The organism is Paenibacillus swuensis, assembly GCF_001644605.1.
Lineage (GTDB): Bacteria > Bacillota > Bacilli > Paenibacillales > DY6 > Paenibacillus_N > Paenibacillus_N swuensis.
The window spans coordinates 4,119,099-4,138,520 of record NZ_CP011388.1 but is presented as its reverse complement, the minus strand read 5'-3'; the positions used below and the strand labels follow the sequence as shown (position 1 = coordinate 4,138,520).

The window sequence follows — 19,422 nt, the reverse complement described above, 5'->3', positions numbered from 1 at the left end:
AATGGAAAGAGCCTTTAGTATCCAGCAAGCTATTGCCAAAATGATCAACGGAGCGCACTTAACCAGGCAAGAAGCTCAGGTCGTGATGAGCGAGGTCATGGACGGAGAAGCGACATCCACGCAAATCGGCAGTTTGTTAACCGCTCTCCGTATGAAAGGCGAGACCATTGATGAGATTACCGGGTTTGCTGAAACGATGAGACTGAAATCCAACCGTGTGCATACAATTCAGGCTGGGTTACTGGATACATGCGGCACTGGAGGATCGGGCATGCATAAGTTTAATATTTCGACCGCTTCGGCTATCATAGCCGCATCCCAAGGCGTGCGTGTGGCTAAACACGGCAACCGCGCCATGTCCGGCCGTACCGGTAGTGCGGATGTGCTGGAAGCCTTGGGTGTAAATATCGGGATTAACAGTGAACAAGCGGCAGGTTGCCTGAATGAAATCGGACTTTGCTTCTTGTTTGCCCAGCTCTATCATCCCTCTATGAAGCATGCTGCCGCCCCCCGCAAGGAACTGGGGTTTAGAACCGTGTTTAATCTGCTGGGTCCACTGACAAATCCGGCGGGTGCAGATCGTCAACTCATGGGTATTTTTGACAGAAGTCGCACAGAGACGGTGGCCCGTGTGCTGGAACAATTACAAGTGAAAAGAGCCTTGGTAGTCGGAAGTCACGATGGTTTGGATGAAATCTCCATTTCGGCGCCTACCCGAATTTCAGAGCTCAATCATGGTATAATGACTACTTATGAGGTGACACCAGAGTCGTTAGGTTTACGCTCGTACGCGGTGGAGGCGATTGCGGGCGGAACGCCTGAAGTCAACGCGAATATTATCCGCAACGTGTTCAGCGGAGAGCAAGGCGCTTATCGCGACATTGTCCTTGCGAATGCCGGCGCGTGTATTTATTTAGCGGATCAATGCGCTAGTTTGCGCGAGGGAGTTGTCCTGGCCGGAGCCGCAATTGATTCCGGAGCCGCAAAATCCAAATTAGATCAACTAATACAATATACAGGAGAGTTGAGCCATGTTTCTTGATCAAATTGTAGCAACGAAGAAGAAAGAAGTAGCGAAGCTTACGGAACAATTTCACCAATCCCAAGTCGAGGCTGTTATTGCGGAGCTGCCGCCATGCCTTGGCTTTGAGAACGCGCTCAAAAACAGCCGCATCCGGTCGATGGGCTTGATTGCGGAGGTGAAGAAGGCTTCTCCATCGAAAGGCCTGATTCGCAGAGCCTTCTATCATACCGACATTGCTATATCCTATGAAAACGCCGGAGCTGACTGTATTTCCGTATTGACGGATGAAACTTATTTCAAAGGCTCGAATGATTATTTGACCGATATACGTACGACGGTAAACGTACCCCTTCTGCGGAAAGACTTTATCATTGACCATACTCAAATATTTGAAGCTCGTTTGTTGGGGGCGGACGCGATCCTGTTAATAGCCGCCATTCTCACGAATGAACAATTAAAAGGATATCATCACATTGCCCGCGGCCTGGGGATGGATGTTCTGATGGAAGTGCACGACGAGAAGGAACTGGAGCGCGCGTTGGCAACGGATGCAACAATGATTGGAATCAATAACCGGAACCTGCATACGTTTGAAACGGATATCCGCACAACGGAAAGACTGCTGCAAGCGATCCCGAAAGACAAGACGATTGTGAGCGAAAGCGGCATCTCCAGCAAAGATGAGATTGAATATCTTGCTTCGATCGGGGCAGACGCCGTTCTGATCGGAGAAAGCTTCATGCGTCAAGAGGATATTGAGAGAGCGGTTCAAGATTTGATGGGACCCGCTTCAGGGCATGGGATTAAAGCATGACCCGTAATCAACCAGGCAGGTCTAACGACGATTTGACGAATATACAGGGACCCGACAAGGCTGAAACACGTTCTGTTCCCAAGGTAAAAATTTGTGGACTGCAAAGCGTTGAAGTGTTAAAATCTATCGTAAACTTACCTGTGGATTATATCGGAATCGTATTTGCTCCCAGCCGGAGGCAAGTGGAAGCTAACCAAGCTGCCCAGCTTATCCTTGCATCGCAAGCATGGGAGGTTGATCCAAGACCTCTTATAGCAGGTGTCTTCGTAAATCCGGACTTTGCGGAATTGAAGAGGGTGCTATCCGTTGCTCGGTTGGACATTATACAACTGCATGGTCAGGAAACTCCTCAGTTTTGTTCCGAGGTGCGTGAGAAGCTTCGTGTTCAAGTCTACAAGGCGTTTGCCGTGAAAGACGCAAAGGAAGAACCCGTGAATGTTCTCGAACGATTGCAGCCTTACACGGGACACGTGGACGGCATTCTCATCGATACGTATGACCCTGTTACAGGAGGCGGCACCGGCCAAGTATTCGGCTGGGAAGCGATACCTCCTTACTCCGCATGGGCGAGGGAGCACAATCTGCCTTTGTTAATCGCGGGCGGTTTGCATGAAGGGAACGTCAGCGAATTAATTTATAAATACGACGTGTACGGCGTTGATATATCAAGCGGTGTGGAAACCAATGGCGTGAAGGATCCAGCGAGAATTCAAGCATTTGTCGAAAGGGTGAAGACGAGATGAACCAAGTACCAGATGAGAACGGACGATTCGGTAAATTCGGTGGCCGTTACGTTCCTGAGACACTAATGAACGCTTTAATTGAACTGGATGAGGCTTACAAGCATTACAGCCAAGACGCCGATTTCATAAACGAAGTAAACTACTTACTTAAGCAATATTCGGGAAGGCCCACTTCGCTGTATTATGCCGAAAGACTGACAGAATCATTGGGCGGGGCCAAAATTTACTTAAAGCGCGAGGATTTGAACCATACGGGCGCTCACAAAATAAATAACACTATCGGTCAGGCTGTTCTGGCCAAACGAATGGGCAAGAAGAAAGTCATTGCCGAAACCGGTGCCGGTCAGCATGGTGTCGCAACGGCGACGGTCGCTGCATTATTGGGACTGGAATGCAAGGTATTTATGGGTGAAGAAGATACGAAGCGCCAACAGCTGAATGTGTTCCGCATGAATTTGCTCGGAACTGAGGTTATACCCGTATTGTCAGGCACACGTACGCTCAAAGATGCGGGTAATGAGGCGCTTCGTTATTGGGTCAGCCATGTGCATGACACTTTCTATATTCTGGGCTCCGTCGTCGGACCGCATCCTTATCCGATGATGGTTCGAGATTTTCAGCGTATTATCGGTGACGAGTCCCGTAAGCAGATTCTGGAGGCTGAAGGCAAATTACCGGATGCCATTGTGGCCGCCGTAGGCGGGGGAAGCAACGCGATGGGGATCTTCTATCCGTTCGTGAATGATGCTTCCGTTCGATTAATTGGCGTGGAAGCGGCGGGACGCGGTGTAGAGACGACGGAGCACGCGGCCACCATGACTAAAGGCAGCCATGGTGTGTTTCAAGGCTCTATGAGCTATTTGCTGCAGGATGAGTATGGTCAGGTCCAACCGGCCCATTCCATATCCGCAGGATTGGATTACCCGGGTGTAGGACCGGAGCATGCCTACCTGAAAGATTCCGGCAGAGCGCAATATGTGCCTATCACCGATCAGGAAGCTTTGGACGCTTTGCAGCTACTCAGCCGCACGGAGGGTATAATTCCGGCACTGGAAAGCGCTCATGCGATTGCCCAGACATTAAAGCTGGCGCCGACGATGTCGAAGGATGAGGTTATAGTAGTATCCTTGTCCGGCAGAGGGGATAAAGACGTGGAGTCGATTATGCGTTACTTGGGAGGTGCGGGCCATGAATCGCATTGATCAGACGTTCCAACAGCTTAAGCGGGACGGACAATCCGCCTTAATTCCTTTCATCACCGTCGGTGATCCGGATGTTGCCACATCCATTCGAATTATTCAAGCCATGGAGGAAGCAGGCGCTGATTTGATCGAGCTTGGGGTACCTTATTCCGATCCGTTAGCGGATGGACCTGTTATCCAACGCGCTTCGCAAAGAGCGCTGGAACATCAAATCACCGTCATCGATTGCATTAAAGCAGCCGGTGAATCCAGGAAATCCGGTGTTAACCTGCCCTTCATTCTTTTTACGTATTATAATCCCTTGTTACAACTAGGTTTTGAAACGTTGTTCAACCTGTTAAGGGAAAACGATATCAGCGGGTTGATTATCCCCGATTTACCGGTGGAAGAAAGCTCCGTCATTGCTAAATACACAAGTGAATATAACATTCATTTAATCCCTTTAGTCGCCCCTACCTCCAATGAGCGTATCGAGCGAATTGTGAACTCCGCCTCCGGATTCATTTATTGTGTCTCATCCTTAGGGGTGACCGGAGAGCGTGCCGACTTCCATCAAGAGGTGGAAAAGTTTATTCAGAATGTGAAAGAAGCAACTTCTCTGCCTGTAGCGGTAGGGTTCGGGATTTCCAACAGGGAGCAAGTTGAACGCTTCTCAGAGCTGTGCGACGGTGTGATTGTAGGCAGCGCGATCGTAAGAAAGATTGAAGAAGTACTCCCTGAACTTACAAACCATGAAGCGGAGAGACAGGATGCAGGACTCTTGAAAATTCGTGATTTTGTAAGACAACTAAAACTATAAACTGATGGTAAAGGTGGTTACGAGATGCAGCCCAAGTCCAATATAGTTCACTTGCCGGTCTATGAACCGGGCAAGCCGATGGAAGAAGTGAAGCGCGAACTGGGGTTAACCGAGGTGACGAAGCTTGCTTCCAATGAGAATCCGTTCGGTTGTTCGCCGAAAGCCAAAGAGGCCATTGTACATGAGCTGCAACATACTTCCTTGTATCCGGACGGAGCTTCGGTTGAACTGGCTGCAGCGGTGGCGAATCATCTTGGGGTTAACACAGACCAGCTTATTTTTGGAGCAGGTTCGGATGAAGTCATCTTGATGATCGCGAGAGCTTTTTTTGTTAGCGGGGATGAAACCATTATGGCTACACACACGTTCCCTCAGTACAAGCACAATGCGGAAATTGAAGGTGCGGTTTCGGTCGAGATTCCTCTGAAGGAAGGAAAACACGATCTACCGGGTATGCTTGAACGTATTACCGAGCGGACAAAAGTCATCTGGATCTGTAATCCCAATAACCCTACCGGGACCATTGTTACCCTGGAAGAGCTGGAAAGCTTTATGAAAGAAGTTCCTGAGCGGGTACTTGTGGTGTTGGATGAAGCCTATTGCGAATACATCACAGATTCGGAATATCCGGACGGCTTGGCCTTCCTTTCTCGTTATCCGAATATTTTGTTACTGCGCACATTTTCCAAAATTTATGGTTTAGCTTCCTTGAGAATCGGATATGGGGTAGGACACCCCAAAGTCATCCGTTATATCAATCAGGTTCGTGAACCTTTCAATACAACACGGTTTGCTCAGGCAGGGGCCAAAGCGGCGATTGAAGATCAATCCTTTATTCAGTTCTGCCGGGAGGAAAATGCCAAAGGTTTACAATTTCTGCAATCGGAATTTCAACGGCTCGGTCTGGATGCTTATCCGGCTTATGGTAACTTCGTTATGGTTAACACCGGTCGAGATGCCGAAAAAGTTTTCAATTCACTTCTAAGCAAAGGGATCATCGTTCGCGGAGGACATAAGCTTAATTTTCCTGCATCTATCCGGGTGACGATCGGCAGCCAAGAGCAAAATGAGAAATTTATCAATGCCCTCGAAGTATCCCTAGCAGAATTAACGATTGAGGTATAGTACGAACCACTACGTCTAAACAAAGGTTGTTTTATAACATGACTACAATTTCTATATTCGGTGTTGGCTTAATCGGAGGCTCACTTGCACTTTGTTTCAAAGGAAAGCCGGACCTGCATGTCATCGGACATTCCAACAATCCAGACTCCGTAGCCAAGTATGTTAAACGTAATGTCGTAGATCAGGGTACCACATCGATGAAGGAAGCCGCAGAAGCGGCCGATTTCATCTTTTTGTGTGTGCCTGTAGGTAATCTGGAGCCTTATCTGCAGGAGTTAAGCAAGATGAACCTGAAACCGGGATGTATTATTACGGATGTAGGGAGCACTAAGCATTCAATCTCATCATGCGCTGAGCGGATTGCCCTCGGGAACAGTTACTTCATCGGGGGGCATCCCATGGCAGGTTCAGAGCGTTCAGGTGTGGAGGCGGCCTCTTCGCATCTGTTCGAGAACGCTTTTTATGTCCTTACCCCGGGGCCGCGTGTACCTGTCGAGATTTACAAAGCTCTCGAGGATCTGCTCAAGCACACGAAAGCTCAGATCATGAAGATGGATGCTCAGCTTCACGATGATATCGTCGGAGCTGTCAGTCATTTACCTCACGTAATTGCCGTAGCGCTAGTAAACCAGATCTCAGGATACAATGAGGACAATGCGTTGTACCAGAATCTGGCTGCAGGAGGCTTCAGGGACATTACGCGCATTGCTTCCGGTGATCCGTACATCTGGCGCGATATACTTCTGAATAATAAAGAAGTCATGTTGAAATTAATTTCGGACTGGAATCAGGAGATTGCCGGCTTTGCGAATTTAATTGAACGGGAAGACGGCGAAGGAATAGTGGAACGGTTCCGGCTAGCGGGAGAGTTCCGTAAGCAGTTGCCTGAGCGACGCAAGGGAATGATTACAGCTTTGTATGATTTTTACGTGGATGTTCCGGATCATCCGGGCATTATCGGAAGCATCACATCCGAGCTCGGAAATCGGAAGATTAATTTAAGCAACATTCAAATCATTGAAAGCCGCGAAGATGTGCCGGGTGTTCTTAGATTATCTTTCCGTAATGAGAAAGATTGGGAAGAGGCGGCCCGCGTGTTGGCCGATTTAGGGTATTCGGTACATTATTAATTCAAATTTGCCACGAAAAGAACGCCGCAAGGCGTTCTTTTCGTTCATTTCTCCCGAAAAGAAAGCGTTTCAAAAAAAGTGTTGACAGAATGAAAACGTATACATATAATAAAAGTACAGTATGGTTTCTCTCCACTCCTATCCGATACTAGCACTTTTCGTGCAAGCCACCCTTTTGGGTGGCTCTTTTTTTGTTTAAATACTTTAAGCAAGTTTTACTACCTATTCTCGTACACTGTGTATAACGGTTTTCATTTCCAGTATTATGTAATCTTGTCGAAGAAAGAAGGATTTTCATGCTTTGCATAGAATTCAGTTACATATTGTATAAATTTGACTGGTCAAACTGTAACATTTTTTTTACAATTAAGCGCAACTTTTTATTCCTAGTGAAGTACAAATAGTAAGTCATACGTACTTTACTGGGATTGGAAAGTTAGGGTCTGAGCAAGGAGGATCGCTGAATGACCGATTCCCAGTTAATTCGAGAAATCAAGGACGGTAATATTGAATTATATTCGGAGTTGATGCAGCGTTATCAGCGCAAAATCCTCGCCTTTATATTTCATATGCTTAAGGGCGCCAAGATGGAGTCCGTAGCAGAAGATTTATGCTCGGAAACGTTCTATAAAGCTTATCGCAGTTTACAGACCTTCCGGGAGACGGACGCCTCCTTTTCCACTTGGCTCTATACAATCGCACGTAACACTGTGCTGAGCGAGCTGCGTAAACAGAAGAGCACCACCGTATCCCTGGATGACGGTATACATAATCCGGCGGCGTCACCCGATGTCATGCCTGAACAACGAATGCTGCAAAGCGAGAAGGTTTCAATGGTGCGTGAAGCGATCAACAGCTTACCGGAGAAGCAGCGCGCTGCAATTATCTTAAGAGAATACGAAGGATTGGATTACCAAGAAATCGCCGATGTTTTAAGTTTGACGGTATCTTCGGTAAAGTCACTCCTGTTTCGGGCAAGGGCTAGTGTGAAAGCTCAACTGGAGCCCTATTTCGCAGAACCTATTTTTCAAGAATACGAAGGGATGAATCAACGATGAGATGTTCAGACATCCAAGATCTGTTGGTGACTTATTGGGATATGCCTGAAGAAGACAGCCAGCGGATCCTGGTGGAGGAGCACGTTGAGACTTGCGCATCTTGCAGGGAAGAGTTCGACATCTGGAGAGAATCGGCAGATTTAATCCAAGTCTCGGCGTTAATCGCCGAACGGCCGATCCCGACCAGAAACCTGGCGGAATCCGTGATGGAACGAATTTATTCGGAAGAAGCATGGAGACTTCCGGTACACAACAGAATCTATAACATGACTTACAAGTGGCGCAGGAATGTATCCGTGGCCCTTGCCTTGAGTTTAGCCTTCTTCTGTGTCAGTTTCATCTATTCCCTGGTGTCGGAATCAAGAAGCCAGACGCTTCAATCCGCGATAGATTCTTCGGGTTTGCTCCCTGAGGGCGCTTTGACAGCGGGCATGGTGGATGTAACCGCGGATATGTTTCAAGAAATGCCGGTAGCGAGCATCAGCGACCCCATCGTATTAAAGATCGGCGCGATCTCTTATCCTGATTATTTGGTAGCCGTATCCTTATTAGGTTTAATCGGAATTTTGCTTATCTTAAATTGGTTTTCCAGAACAAGGACATAATCGCAGCCTCCAGCCTGGTTTAGGGCATCGGGGGCTGTTTTCATGTTATAATCGCAATAATTATTAGACGCAATGACAAGCCGATTTAAGGAACGTTATGAAGGAGTAGATCGATGACAACTTTCGGATTTATTAGACACGGGCTTACAAGATGGAATGCGGAAGGCAGATTACAAGGCCAGATTGACATCGAGCTAAGCGAGGAGGGGGTCCTCCAGGCGAAAGCGCTGGCCAACCGATTGAGCGGTGAACACTGGGATGCCATCGTATGCAGCGACCTGCAACGCGCGGCTGTTACAGCGAAGATTGTAGGAAAAGAGCTTGGGATTTCTGAAAATTGCATAACCGCGGATTCCAGACTGCGTGAACGAGCGTTTGGACAATTGGAGGGCACCACCGTCGCTGAAAGGATTGTGAGGTGGGGGGAAGGCTGGTCCAGCCTGGATCTGGATACGGAACAAGACGAACATCTGATTGAAAGAGCACTGGACTTCATGCAATGGGCAACAGAGCATTATGCCGACCAAAAAGTACTGGTCGTAAGCCATGGCGGTTACTTAGCTCTTCTGTACAAAGCCTTATTTGCAGATCATAAAGATGAATATCTTTCTAATACTTCTTTAACGATAGCGACCCTGAATCAGACGCAATGGACGAAGACGTTGTTTAATTGCACGGCCCATTTAAATACGTAGAAAGTACAGCTTACGAAATTCGTAGGCTGTTTTTCTTTTGAATCTAGGTATGTTTTCCAGAAAAAATCCCATAATGGTACTAAAGATTCCGTACAGAGAACGGAGGTTTGGTTATGAATCTCGCCGATATGTTGAGCTATGCGGATATTCAAGATTTAAGCCGCATTGCAAACTACTACGAATGCGATTGTAACGGAAACTCCAAAAATGAGCTGATCCAATCGATCCTCTCCCGAGTTTGCCGTAAAGAAGTGTTTCAACAGCACATGGATAATCTTACGACTGAGGATTTAAGGTTCCTGAATTCCTTGCTGTTCGACCAACGTAACTCCTTCTCCCTGGAAGAGTTGGTGGCCAGGGTACAACAAACGCGTTTCTCTAAAGAGGAGCGGGATCGATGGAATCCGAGGGACATGATCACGAAGTTCAAGCAGCATGGCTGGTTGTTTAACGGCTTCTCTCAACAAACGAAGTATCTTTTTCAAGTCCCCCATGATCTGAAATCACGTTTCAGCGAAACGCTGGCCAAGCAGTTTAAATCGGAGCTTGTACTCTCCGGCGAGCCGGCAGCTTACCGGGATGAACAAGAGCTGATCCTGCGGGATATCTATCAATTCTTGCATTATGTGCATCAGAACGACATTCAGCTCACCTCCGACGGCATCATGTATAAGAAGAACCAACAACAGATTATAGACAGGTTCTCTGTTCATGAAGAACTTGTCGGGAAGGGAGGCTGGCGTTTCGGCTATGGACGCAGGTTTAAGGAATACCCAAACCGGCTTTCCCTCATCTACGATTACTGCTATTATCAACAACTGATTGAAGAGCAGGATCAGCGTCTGGCTTTAACGGATAAGGGTCGTGAGAGTGTTTCTCAGGACAAGCGTGAAAACTTGCTTCATGTGTACAAGTTCTGGTTAAGACTCTACAAAGGCCCGGTACATAACTTACTCTCTCTGGTGCATTGGATTGATATTCTGGCGAAGGATTGGGTAACGGTACAAAGCATAAGCACTGTACTGTTGCGTTTCATCCAACCATATTATTACGATACACCGGAATCCATTTTGGAACAGAGAATTCTTCTGATGCTTCTGCACCTGGGACTGATTCGGATCGGCGAAGACGGAGCGACAGGGACGGTATTGCAAGTAACAAAGCTAGGCAGCAGTGTCATCGCGGGCGTTTATGTTGCGCTGGACGACACGATCGTACTTCCTGCCGGCTCAGCTCCAGAACTTGTTTGAAAGAAGCGGAATCGGGGAGACTAGCTTTAGGCAAGGGTATATTCTTAGTCATAGAGGCTAAGGCATACGTCGGCAAGGCAAGTTGATGAATATAATTTAGTAGGAACTTTACACGTTACTATCCAGATTTCGCACCATGGCCCATTAATTAGCTATTGGAGGTCGCACCCATGGATAAAATGAAGGTCAACTATGAAGTGATGCTGGGGCTTTACGCAGAATTCGTGTTGGATGAAGCTATTCGTAAATATAAGGAAGAGCATCTGTACCTAGAGATTGATAACGCGCTGGCTATCGGCGACGAACATAAATTTTTGCAACTGACAAGCGAGCTTAAAGAATTAAGGTCTTAGACAAAGATGTTTGCTTTCATAGAGATCGCCAGAGACAATCAGGGAATGTGGAGTGAATCTGCTTAACATTCTTCGTTTGTCTTTTTTGTATAAAAAATGACTTTGCCTCTGTAAATTGGTATGATGAAGGCTGCAACTTTTGGGCCGAAGGAGTGGAAAGATGAAATTTAGTGAAATCAGAGAGTCGGAATGGACGAGTCTCCAACCCTTTCTGGATACATGTCTGTTGCCGGTCACCGGTTTACGCGGAGATGAACAACCTTGGGAAGCATCGAGAGCGCTGGAACAACTGAGAGATGTGCTTGAGTTAGTAGAGATTCCCTACAAGGGTAGAACAGTTACCTATCCGGCCCTTCATTATCAAGGGGACCACCCGTCTTATGCGGAATACATAAATAGGATATGTAACAAGTTGAGAAGTTCGGGGTTTACATACATAGTGATGGTGAGTTCGATCGCGCTTGAAAATGAAAACGCCTATGAAGCCGATTTAATTGTGCATCCTTTATTGTTTGATTCGTTCAAAGACATGACACACAAGGCCGTGATTAATGAACAAATACAGGAGCTCTGGCGTGTACAACGAGTTGATCCGGACACAATTAAAGCAAGCGGGACACACGTTTCGGGAAATGTGACAAATTCGTAAACAATTGATAGGGAGGGCAAGGAATGCCCTTTCATTTTTCGTGTCAAATTCTTGACGGTATATAGGCACTAAGCTATTATTATTATGTCCTAGTACAGAAGAACAATGAAGATGTGAGAGTTGTCAGCAAAGGGGGTAGAATACGTATGAGTAACGAGAACAAGCAGAGTCTGCCTGGAGTAAACGAAAAGCCTAAACGCCGCGAAATGTCGCGACGTCAGTTTCTGGCTTACACGCTTGGAGGCACGACAGCCTTTCTGGCAGCCGGTCCTACCATTCCGATGGTAAGATTCGCGGTGGATCCGCTGTTGCGCAAGAAAGACGAAGCGGCTATGGTGAAAGTTGTTGAGGAGAGCAAAATTACGACGGAACCGAAGTCGTTCAAATTTCAGGCACATCAAGTAGACGGATGGTTTGAGAGCGATCCGGAATTTGAAGCATGGATACTCAAAGACGAGCAGGGCAGTGTATACGCCATGTCTCCGATTTGTAAGCACTTAGGCTGCACAATCGGTTGGAATAACGATCCTTCCACGCCGAATCAGTTTATGTGCCCTTGCCACAATGCGCATTATGACAAGAACGGTAAGAACTTAATGGTTGCACCGGCCCCACTTGATGAATATGAAGTGGAAGTTAAAGACGGATATGTTTATCTGGGCGGTCTGAAACCGAATACAAGAGGATAGGAGGCGTTACATCAGATGTTTAAAAACGTCTATAATTGGATAGATGAACGTCTTGATATCACGCCGATATGGAGAGACGTTGCGGACCATGAAGTTCCCGAGCATGTTAACCCCGCTCATCACTTTTCTGCATTCGTATATTGTTTCGGCGGATTAACGTTCTTTATCACAATCATTCAAATTCTTTCCGGAATGTTCCTGACAATGTATTATGTTCCGGATATTATCAATGCTTATGCCAGTGTCGATTACCTTCAACACAAAGTCGCCTTCGGCGTCATCGTTCGCGGTATGCACCACTGGGGAGCAAGTTTGGTTATTGTAATGATGTTTCTACATACCCTGCGTGTGTTCTTCACAGGTTCTTATAAAGCGCCTCGCGAGATGAACTGGGTTGTCGGGATGTTGATTTTCTTCGTCATGCTGGGTCTTGGTTTCACAGGGTACTTGCTGCCATGGGATAACAAAGCATACTTCGCAACGAAGGTCGGTATTGAAATTGCGGCATCGGTTCCGGTTGCCGGCCCTTATATTAAAGAATTTCTGCAAGGCGGAACAATTGTAGGCGCACAAACACTAACCCGTTTCTTCGCGCTGCATGTCTTCTTCTTGCCGGGTGTTCTGCTTGCCCTGCTCGGCGGTCACTTCTTCATGATCCGCAGACAAGGAATTGCCGGTCCACTATAAGTTGAAAGGAGGATAACCCTTCATGGCACACGGCCAAGGAAACAACAATGAGAAAGTCATTTACGTCGGGGATTCCCGCGTTAAGAAGAATCCGAACACGTATATCCCTCCGGATTACACGTCCTTCCCGGGCAAATCCGAGGCATTTATTCCTAACTTCCTGTTGAAAGAATGGATGGTAGGTGCGGTAGTGTTGGTAGGCTTTCTGGTCTTAACCATCGCTGAGCCTGCACCGTTAGGTTATCCGGCCAATCCGCTGAACGGATCGTTCATTCCGATGCCGGACTGGTACTTCTTATTCATGTATCAACTACTTAAGTATCCTTATACTTCAGAAGATTATGTAGTGCTGGGAACGCTCGTCGTGCCTGGTATTCTGTTCGGCGGATTAACTCTTGCTCCTTTCCTGGACACGGGTAAAGAAAGAAGATTCTACCGTCGTCCGATTGCCTCTTCACTCATGTTTCTTTCCATTCTCGCAACGATTTACTTGACGAACGTATCCTGGACGCACTACCAGCATGAGCTGAAAGCTTCCGGTGTCGTTCCTGAGCATATCGAACGCGAAATGTTGGCGGAAGAAGAAGCGAAGAAAGGCGGCGGAGGCGGAGAAACGAAGAAGCCGGCCGTAGTCCCGATCGTTGCAGAAGACGACCCGGGTGCTCAACTCTATGCGAAAGCTTCTTGCGTATCCTGCCACGGTGCGGATTTGAAAGGTATGCCTAACGCCAAGATTCCAGCATTACGCGGTGTAGGCGATCTTCACGACAAAGACGCTATTGTAGACATCATCGCGAACGGATATAACAAGATGCCCGCGCAGAAAGATGCTTTGACAGCTGCCGGTTTCTCGGATCAAGATATTGACGCTCTTGCGGAATGGTTGTCTAAACAAAAAGCGCCTGCTGCAGAATAACATAATCAAAAAAATACCTGACCCACTTTTAGAAGGCAATTGCTTCCGGAAGAAGGTCAGGTTTTTTTGAACGTAAAGGAGTTCCTTTTGTTGAATTTACCCTATTTATGGAGTACCGCTTTTTTGAAAAGCCGGTTGATGTTATGGAGTTTACTGCTTACGAATCTGGCAGGCACCATCTATGGCTATATGTGGTATGCCGGCCAATTGGAGTATACAGTATCGAATATGATGCGGCCGGAGTGGCAACTATTATTTGTTCCGGATAGTCCCACAGCCAGCCTCTTTTTCACTTTGACCTTAGTTTATCTGGTAGCGGATGTATATGCTAATCAATCCATACGCACACCGCTCAGAGGTTTTATTGAAGCTTTTGCGCTTGTTACTTCGTTTAAATACGGGATCTGGGCCGTAACCATGATATTTGCCGGTTCCGCACAGGGCGATCCCTTGCATTGGCAGGATTGGATGCTGACCGTATCCCATCTGGGAATGGCTGCTGAAGTATTGCTTTTTGCCAGGTTCTACAGGTATGGCTGGGGCAGTTTGCTGCTTGTGGGCTTGTGGACACTGGTTAATGATTATATGGATTACGGTCAGGGACTGTATCCTTGGCTGTCTGCCGAACTGGAAGACAATCTCAATGTTATCGCGGGCTATACGGTAACATTGACTCTGGTCAGTGTTGCAATTGCATGGTACGCGGTTATTTACCGTTCGAAAGGACGTCAATAATCCAGGCATAACATAGGACATCCCCCCATACATTCAATGTAGGGGGGATGTCCTATGTTATGGACGAGAGTCTTGCGCAGATCCGGTATGCTAATGTTGGGGATTAGCGCTTTGGTCGGATGCGCGGCATGCAGTGTCAACGCGCCTGCCGTATATATGACACACGCTGCCGTAGAGCAGAGTGATGAATTTCAGAAAATTACTTCCTTAAACGCAACAGCAGATCAAATGTACAAAAATGTATACGCGGCGGAAAGCTTTGAAGATGTACTGGCCATTCGGCAGCAGCTGCAGAAATTCAGCAAAACCATGACACAAATAAAGTACACTGGGATTACTTCTCCGGAAGGGGCGAGGGCCTTTTACGATACGGTACTTGAAGCTCAGAAGGAGTTCAACGCGGTCCAATATTCGCAGGAGGAAGCATCTGAGGCGATTGCGCGCGTGCGATTGGTAACAGATGCCTTAACCCATCCCAGCCAACCTATGTGGCTACAGTATTATCGTACTATCCATGAAGAAGTTAACGTCCTGGAGACAACCGTGAAAGATGCCAAGTGGGCAGATGCGCTGTCAAGTTTCAATATACTGAAAACCCATTATCTGTTTATCCGGCCCGCTATGCTTATTCAAAGACCACCGGAAGAAGAAGAACGGGTTTTAGGTACTCTGCGATTTATAGAGGAAGAATTATCAAGACCGCAAATTTCGAAGAGGCAAGTCCAGATTGGAATCGAAAACTTTCGTTTAATGTTGTCGGACCTTTTCGCGAAGAAGGATGCCGCTGCATATGGTCCCGCGTTGGCTCCGCCGAATCCATGGATTTGGTCATCGGTGCTGGGAGCGTCGATTTTGACGGTTCTGGTTTATGTCGCTTATTTACGTTACAGACATGAACAAAATTACGTCCCGGTTCAGAAGGAAAAGAGAGGCAAGGTCTATTAAAGACCTGCCTCTCTTTTAGTGCCCTGAATTTCCTTTAAATCCTTCTCCAAGCACATCATGAACGTCATTGATGATGACAAAAGCAGAGTGGTCAATCTCATGAACGATTTCTTTCACTCTGCGGATTTCCTGCCGGCTTACAACACAGTACAGCACTTCCTTCGCTTGTTTGGAATATGCGCCCGTGGCGGGAATAATCGTAACGCCGCGATCCATATCCTTCGTAATGGTATCCGCAATCTTCTCGCCGTGATTGGTGATGATAGTAAAAGCTTTGGCGGCATAAGCGCCTTCCTGAATAAAATCGATAATTTTGGATCCAATAAATACCGTGACGAGCGTATATAACACTCTTTCCAACGGAATATACAACAAGGATAACCCGATGATTAAAGCATCGAAGAAGAGGATGACTTGTCCCATGCTGAATCCGCGTTTCTTCTGCAATATGCGAGCAATAATATCCGAACCGCCGGTGGTTCCGCCTGCACGAAATACAATACCCAATCCGCCGCCAACCGAAACCCCTGCATATAAAGATGCAAGGATATAGTCATGTTCTGTATAGAAAGGCTGAATATATTGTTTGTCAATAATTGTTTCCATCAGCCACAGGAAGAACGTAAAGGACAACGTTCCGAAGATGGTAAACATCATGGACTTCCGTCCTAAGACGCGCCAACCTAGGATAAACAAGGGTATATTGAATAGTAGTGTAGATACAGAGGTTGGCACATCAAAGGCATAACTAAGAAGGATGGAGATCCCTGTAACTCCGCCTTCCATAAGTTGATTGGGAATAATAAAGTAATGGAGCCCGAAAGCATAAAGGGCGGTACCTAGCATGATCGGGAGTAAAGTTTTAAAGATGTTGTCCGCTAAGCTATGACGCATGGTTTCACAGTCCTCTTCGGGTATAATGGTTGTGTTGTGAAGCTACGAATTTTATTATACCCGTTTTCATTTTAGAAGCCAAAAAGGATTTGTTTTCAACTCTGCTTTGCGATAACATAGGGGTTAGCACAAGAGGATCAGGATGTGAGCGCATGGCGGAGAAGTCATTGAAGGAAATTCAACAGGAAGTAGATCTATACATATCGCAATTCAAAGAAGGTTATTTCAGCCCGCTGGCGATGCTGGCCCGAATGTCTGAGGAAGTAGGCGAGCTTGCAAGAGAAGTGAATCACGAATTTGGGGAAAAACCCAAGAAGCAGAACGAACCCGATAATTCCATAGAGTTGGAGCTTGGCGATATTCTGTTCATTACGGTATGTTTTGCCAATTCGTTAGGAATTGATTTGACCGAAGCGCACAATAAAGTTATGCATAAATTTAACACCCGTGATGCCAATCGTTGGACAAAAGTCAACACCGAACCCGAAGGATAAACATATGCTGTACCATCACCTTTACTTGGATCAGGAGAGGAGGATGGGCGCATGAATGGGGAAGACTATGTCCGTAAGGCCTATGAGCGTATATTTCATCATGATTTTGAAGGTGCTATAGAAGCCTTCGAGAAAGCTGTTACACTAGAACCTATGAATGCCAGCTATCATTATAAGCTCTCCATTACGTATTCGCGCAGCGGTAAATTGGCCAAGGCCCGGGAACATGCTATGAAAGCTATTGAGCTTGATTCACAACACGATGAATATTTGCTGCAAATACAGCTTCTGCAAGCCAAAGACAATGTTCATCTGGCCGAAAGACTGGTCCAATCGGAGACTCCGGATTTAGCTGAGGCGGCCCGGTTGTTAAAGCAAGCGATTAAGCTAGATCCGTTGTCCGTCGAAGCCTATGTGTTGTTGGCTGAAGTGAAATATGCGCAACACGATGTACGTTCCGCCATTCATTACGCGAAGGAAGCATTAAAGACAGATCCGGCGAATGAATTGGCATCAGCGTTGCTATTGCAATATGAACTATGGATCAACGTGAATCACGATTCAAATCATCACTGAAAACGGTTGATATCCTTGCAGATCATAGATGAAGAGGAGAAACACGAATGTCGCAAATCATTAAAGTAGCCGTAGCAGGGGCCAGAGGACGTATGGGCCAAGAAGTTGTGAGAATGGTGCTGTCCGATCCGGAACTTAGGCTTGTCGCGGCGGTTAGTCCTTCCGTGAAAGGAATTGACGCGGGACGGTTGGTAGGTATGGAACCAGCGGGGGTGTTGGTGGAGGAAGACTTTGAAACAGCGCTTATCAATGGAAAGCCGGATGTAGTCGTTGATTTCACCACCCCTCACACGGTCCTTAGTCATACCGAGTTAGCTCTGAAGCATAAGGTACGCCCTATCATAGGCACAACGGGGTTTACGCCTGAGGACATTGTAAGACTGGACAAGCTGTGTAATGATCAAGGCATTGGCGGCTTAATCGCACCTAATTTCTCTATAGGAGCCATATTAATGATGAAATTTGCGGCGGAAGCTTCTAAATACATGCCGCATTTAGAGATTATAGAATACCATGGGGATCAGAAACTCGACGCGCCTTCGGGAACGGCGGTAAAAACAGCCGAATGGATTTCTGAAGCAAGACAAGAACTGCGTCAGGGCAATCCCAATGAAACAGAAACCATTGAAGGCTCCCGCGGGGGGTATTATAACGGATTCCGTATACATAGTGTGAGATTACCAGGTGTGTTCGCACAACAGGAAGTGGTGTTCGGCGCATTCGGCCAATCATTGAAAATACGTCATGATTCCTATGACCGCGCAGGTTACATGCCGGGCGTGAACGTATCAATAAAAAAAGTAATGAACTATACAGGAATGGTTTATGGCTTTGAGCATCTGATGGATTAATGAAAAGGGGTACAGCTATGTTAGATATCGCATTTATCGCGCATGACCGAAAGAAAGATGAAATTGTCAATTTCGTCATTGCCTATGAGCATGTGTTTCAGGGACATAACCTATTTTCTACCGGGACAACTGGAAAACGGATCATGGAAGCGACGAAGTTAAAGATTCATCGTTTCATGTCCGGCCCGCTCGGAGGAGATCAGCAGATCGGAGCGCTGGTGGCTCAAAATGAGATGGATTTAATTATTTTCCTTAGAGACCCGCTCATGGCCCAACCGCATGAGCCGGATATTATCGCCTTGCTTCGGTTATGCGATGTGCAAGGTATTCCCGTTGCAACGAATGTGGCAACAGCTGAGATGTTGGTACGCGCACTCGATCGCGGTGATTTTGCTTGGCGAGAGCTTGTGGATAAGTACAAGCCGGAAGAGGTATAGAATGAACGGAGAACAACCAGCACTGGATATTCTTGTTTTCGGCGCACATGCGGACGATGCGGAAATTGGAATGGGCGGGACGATAGTTAAACACACGGCACAGGGGTACCGTGTAGGTGTTTGCGATCTGACCTATGCCGAGATGTCCTCCAACGGAACGGTCGAGCTTCGACAGAAAGAAGCGGAGCGTGCTTCAGATATATTGGGGTTAACCGTGCGGATGAATCTGGGTCTGAAGGATCGTGGGCTTTTCTTGACACAGGAGCATATGGATGCCGTTACATCTGTTATTCGAACGTACAAGCCAAAGAAGGTGTTCGCGCCTTATTTTCAAGACAGACATCCCGATCACGTTCATTGCAGCCACTTGGTGGAACAAGCTGTATTCAATGCCAAGTTACGCAAAATGATGCCTGAGTTGACGCCTTGGACCGTGGGGCAATTGTATTTCTATTATATTAATGATGTGCACGATATAGATCTGATGGTGGATATCAGTGACGTATATGACCGCAAAACCGCAGCGCTGGAAGCTTACCGTTCGCAGTTTGAAGCGCCGGGAGAGGGAAAAGATGTTGTGAGTACTCCACTCAATCAATCCTACTTGGAGCGTGTCGCTGCGCGGGACCGATTACTCGGTCAACAGCGAAATGTAGCTTATGCGGAAGGTTTTGCGAGCAAGCTTCCTTATCTCGTTCATCTATTTTAAGTCCTTGGAGAATATATATAGTATTAAATACTGAGTGAAGGA

The 19,422-nt window shown here is 46.8% G+C and carries 24 protein-coding genes; 23 read left to right on the top strand and 1 reads right to left on the bottom strand.

The features are described from left to right. Position 1: 1 nt before the first annotated feature. The 18 genes from trpD (at position 2) to SY83_RS18425 (ending at position 15,419) form a co-directional block, all read left to right on the top strand. Complete coding sequence (gene trpD, locus SY83_RS18510) at positions 2–1,042, top strand: anthranilate phosphoribosyltransferase (protein ID WP_068609222.1); 1,041 nt, start codon at positions 2–4, stop codon at positions 1,040–1,042. Beyond that, positions 1,032–1,838, top strand: a complete 807-nt coding sequence (trpC, locus tag SY83_RS18505; RefSeq protein WP_068609220.1) for an indole-3-glycerol phosphate synthase TrpC — start codon at positions 1,032–1,034, stop codon at positions 1,836–1,838. The genes trpD and trpC overlap by 11 nt, the downstream gene beginning before the upstream one ends. Then, the gene (locus tag SY83_RS18500; protein WP_082882611.1) at positions 1,835–2,581 is read left to right on the top strand and encodes a phosphoribosylanthranilate isomerase; all 747 of its coding nucleotides are present in this window, start codon (positions 1,835–1,837) and stop codon (positions 2,579–2,581) included. The genes trpC and SY83_RS18500 overlap by 4 nt, the downstream gene beginning before the upstream one ends. Further along, positions 2,578–3,783, top strand: a complete 1,206-nt coding sequence (gene trpB / locus SY83_RS18495) for a tryptophan synthase subunit beta (protein ID WP_068609218.1) — start codon at positions 2,578–2,580, stop codon at positions 3,781–3,783. Before SY83_RS18500 ends, trpB begins: the two co-directional genes overlap by 4 nt. Beyond that, positions 3,770–4,582, top strand: a complete 813-nt coding sequence (gene trpA, locus SY83_RS18490; RefSeq protein ID WP_068609216.1) for a tryptophan synthase subunit alpha — start codon at positions 3,770–3,772, stop codon at positions 4,580–4,582. The genes trpB and trpA overlap by 14 nt, the downstream gene beginning before the upstream one ends. A gap of 24 nt (positions 4,583–4,606) precedes the next feature. Next, complete coding sequence (gene hisC, locus SY83_RS18485; RefSeq protein ID WP_068609215.1) at positions 4,607–5,707, top strand: histidinol-phosphate transaminase; 1,101 nt, start codon at positions 4,607–4,609, stop codon at positions 5,705–5,707. A 38-nt stretch (positions 5,708–5,745) separates the two neighbouring features. After that, the gene (locus tag SY83_RS18480) at positions 5,746–6,837 is read left to right on the top strand and encodes a prephenate dehydrogenase (RefSeq protein WP_068609213.1); all 1,092 of its coding nucleotides are present in this window, start codon (positions 5,746–5,748) and stop codon (positions 6,835–6,837) included. 464 nt (positions 6,838–7,301) lie between these two features. Further along, on the top strand, positions 7,302–7,895 hold the full coding sequence (locus SY83_RS18475) for an RNA polymerase sigma factor (RefSeq protein ID WP_068609211.1): 594 nt from the start codon (positions 7,302–7,304) through the stop codon (positions 7,893–7,895). Next, positions 7,892–8,500, top strand: coding sequence for an anti-sigma factor family protein (locus SY83_RS18470; protein ID WP_068609209.1), 609 nt, complete (start codon positions 7,892–7,894; stop codon positions 8,498–8,500). The genes SY83_RS18475 and SY83_RS18470 overlap by 4 nt, the downstream gene beginning before the upstream one ends. Positions 8,501–8,613: 113 nt before the next feature. Continuing rightward, complete coding sequence (locus SY83_RS18465; RefSeq protein ID WP_068609207.1) at positions 8,614–9,195, top strand: histidine phosphatase family protein; 582 nt, start codon at positions 8,614–8,616, stop codon at positions 9,193–9,195. 113 nt (positions 9,196–9,308) lie between these two features. Then, positions 9,309–10,445, top strand: coding sequence for a hypothetical protein (locus tag SY83_RS18460; RefSeq protein WP_068609205.1), 1,137 nt, complete (start codon positions 9,309–9,311; stop codon positions 10,443–10,445). A 170-nt stretch (positions 10,446–10,615) separates the two neighbouring features. Then, positions 10,616–10,798, top strand: coding sequence for an IDEAL domain-containing protein (locus tag SY83_RS18455; RefSeq protein WP_068609204.1), 183 nt, complete (start codon positions 10,616–10,618; stop codon positions 10,796–10,798). 160 nt (positions 10,799–10,958) lie between these two features. Further along, complete coding sequence (locus SY83_RS18450) at positions 10,959–11,447, top strand: DUF2487 family protein (protein ID WP_068609202.1); 489 nt, start codon at positions 10,959–10,961, stop codon at positions 11,445–11,447. Positions 11,448–11,593: 146 nt separating this feature from the next. Then, positions 11,594–12,136: a Rieske (2Fe-2S) protein gene (locus SY83_RS18445; RefSeq protein WP_068609200.1), complete on the top strand. Its 543-nt coding sequence runs from the start codon at positions 11,594–11,596 to the stop codon at positions 12,134–12,136. Positions 12,137–12,151: 15 nt separating this feature from the next. Beyond that, positions 12,152–12,823 carry a menaquinol-cytochrome c reductase cytochrome b subunit gene (qcrB, locus tag SY83_RS18440; protein ID WP_068609199.1) on the top strand — a complete coding sequence of 224 codons (672 nt, stop codon included), beginning with the start codon at positions 12,152–12,154 and terminating at the stop codon, positions 12,821–12,823. Between the two features lie 22 nt (positions 12,824–12,845). Next, positions 12,846–13,739 (top strand): menaquinol-cytochrome c reductase cytochrome b/c subunit, encoded by an 894-nt coding sequence (locus SY83_RS18435; RefSeq protein WP_068609198.1) that lies wholly within the window; start codon positions 12,846–12,848, stop codon positions 13,737–13,739. A gap of 90 nt (positions 13,740–13,829) precedes the next feature. Beyond that, positions 13,830–14,474, top strand: coding sequence for a DUF1405 domain-containing protein (locus SY83_RS18430; RefSeq protein WP_068611189.1), 645 nt, complete (start codon positions 13,830–13,832; stop codon positions 14,472–14,474). Between the two features lie 54 nt (positions 14,475–14,528). Further along, a complete protein-coding gene (locus tag SY83_RS18425) occupies positions 14,529–15,419 on the top strand; it encodes a sporulation protein YpjB (protein ID WP_068609197.1) in 891 nt (296 codons plus the stop codon). Between the two features lie 15 nt (positions 15,420–15,434). Here SY83_RS18425 and SY83_RS18420 read toward each other — a convergent pair whose 3' ends face one another. Continuing rightward, positions 15,435–16,313, bottom strand: coding sequence for a YitT family protein (locus tag SY83_RS18420; protein WP_068609196.1), 879 nt, complete (start codon positions 16,311–16,313; stop codon positions 15,435–15,437). Positions 16,314–16,465: 152 nt separating this feature from the next. Here SY83_RS18420 and SY83_RS18415 point away from each other — a divergent pair, with 152 nt between their 5' ends. From SY83_RS18415 to bshB1, 5 genes are read left to right on the top strand one after another with little or no spacing between them, the layout of a single operon-like run. Beyond that, positions 16,466–16,807 carry a nucleotide pyrophosphohydrolase gene (locus tag SY83_RS18415; RefSeq protein ID WP_068609195.1) on the top strand — a complete coding sequence of 114 codons (342 nt, stop codon included), beginning with the start codon at positions 16,466–16,468 and terminating at the stop codon, positions 16,805–16,807. Positions 16,808–16,858: 51 nt separating this feature from the next. Continuing rightward, positions 16,859–17,383 (top strand): tetratricopeptide repeat protein, encoded by a 525-nt coding sequence (locus SY83_RS18410; RefSeq protein ID WP_068609193.1) that lies wholly within the window; start codon positions 16,859–16,861, stop codon positions 17,381–17,383. Between the two features lie 47 nt (positions 17,384–17,430). Beyond that, entirely contained in the window at positions 17,431–18,234 is an 804-nt protein-coding gene (gene dapB, locus SY83_RS18405; RefSeq protein ID WP_068609191.1) for a 4-hydroxy-tetrahydrodipicolinate reductase, read from the top strand. Between the two features lie 17 nt (positions 18,235–18,251). After that, the gene (locus SY83_RS18400; protein ID WP_068609190.1) at positions 18,252–18,671 is read left to right on the top strand and encodes a methylglyoxal synthase; all 420 of its coding nucleotides are present in this window, start codon (positions 18,252–18,254) and stop codon (positions 18,669–18,671) included. Between the two features lies 1 nt (position 18,672). Then, positions 18,673–19,380 (top strand): bacillithiol biosynthesis deacetylase BshB1, encoded by a 708-nt coding sequence (gene bshB1, locus SY83_RS18395; RefSeq protein WP_068609188.1) that lies wholly within the window; start codon positions 18,673–18,675, stop codon positions 19,378–19,380. Positions 19,381–19,422: the final 42 nt, after the last annotated feature.

Coding starts and splice junctions, on each gene's coding strand:
- SY83_RS18460 (WP_068609205.1), top strand. CDS start 9,309: ATGAATCTCGCCGATATGTTGAGCTATGCGGATATTCAAGATTTAAGC.
- SY83_RS18470 (WP_068609209.1), top strand. CDS start 7,892: ATGAGATGTTCAGACATCCAAGATCTGTTGGTGACTTATTGGGATATG.
- hisC (WP_068609215.1), top strand. CDS start 4,607: ATGCAGCCCAAGTCCAATATAGTTCACTTGCCGGTCTATGAACCGGGC.
- SY83_RS18435 (WP_068609198.1), top strand. CDS start 12,846: ATGGCACACGGCCAAGGAAACAACAATGAGAAAGTCATTTACGTCGGG.
- SY83_RS18445 (WP_068609200.1), top strand. CDS start 11,594: ATGAGTAACGAGAACAAGCAGAGTCTGCCTGGAGTAAACGAAAAGCCT.
- SY83_RS18500 (WP_082882611.1), top strand. CDS start 1,835: ATGACCCGTAATCAACCAGGCAGGTCTAACGACGATTTGACGAATATA.
- SY83_RS18420 (WP_068609196.1), bottom strand. CDS start 16,313: ATGCGTCATAGCTTAGCGGACAACATCTTTAAAACTTTACTCCCGATC.
- SY83_RS18425 (WP_068609197.1), top strand. CDS start 14,529: ATGTTATGGACGAGAGTCTTGCGCAGATCCGGTATGCTAATGTTGGGG.
- SY83_RS18465 (WP_068609207.1), top strand. CDS start 8,614: ATGACAACTTTCGGATTTATTAGACACGGGCTTACAAGATGGAATGCG.
- trpB (WP_068609218.1), top strand. CDS start 2,578: ATGAACCAAGTACCAGATGAGAACGGACGATTCGGTAAATTCGGTGGC.
- SY83_RS18475 (WP_068609211.1), top strand. CDS start 7,302: ATGACCGATTCCCAGTTAATTCGAGAAATCAAGGACGGTAATATTGAA.
- SY83_RS18450 (WP_068609202.1), top strand. CDS start 10,959: ATGAAATTTAGTGAAATCAGAGAGTCGGAATGGACGAGTCTCCAACCC.
- SY83_RS18480 (WP_068609213.1), top strand. CDS start 5,746: ATGACTACAATTTCTATATTCGGTGTTGGCTTAATCGGAGGCTCACTT.
- trpC (WP_068609220.1), top strand. CDS start 1,032: ATGTTTCTTGATCAAATTGTAGCAACGAAGAAGAAAGAAGTAGCGAAG.
- trpD (WP_068609222.1), top strand. CDS start 2: ATGGAAAGAGCCTTTAGTATCCAGCAAGCTATTGCCAAAATGATCAAC.
- dapB (WP_068609191.1), top strand. CDS start 17,431: ATGTCGCAAATCATTAAAGTAGCCGTAGCAGGGGCCAGAGGACGTATG.
- trpA (WP_068609216.1), top strand. CDS start 3,770: ATGAATCGCATTGATCAGACGTTCCAACAGCTTAAGCGGGACGGACAA.
- qcrB (WP_068609199.1), top strand. CDS start 12,152: ATGTTTAAAAACGTCTATAATTGGATAGATGAACGTCTTGATATCACG.
- SY83_RS18455 (WP_068609204.1), top strand. CDS start 10,616: ATGGATAAAATGAAGGTCAACTATGAAGTGATGCTGGGGCTTTACGCA.
- SY83_RS18415 (WP_068609195.1), top strand. CDS start 16,466: ATGGCGGAGAAGTCATTGAAGGAAATTCAACAGGAAGTAGATCTATAC.
- SY83_RS18410 (WP_068609193.1), top strand. CDS start 16,859: ATGAATGGGGAAGACTATGTCCGTAAGGCCTATGAGCGTATATTTCAT.
- SY83_RS18400 (WP_068609190.1), top strand. CDS start 18,252: ATGTTAGATATCGCATTTATCGCGCATGACCGAAAGAAAGATGAAATT.
- bshB1 (WP_068609188.1), top strand. CDS start 18,673: ATGAACGGAGAACAACCAGCACTGGATATTCTTGTTTTCGGCGCACAT.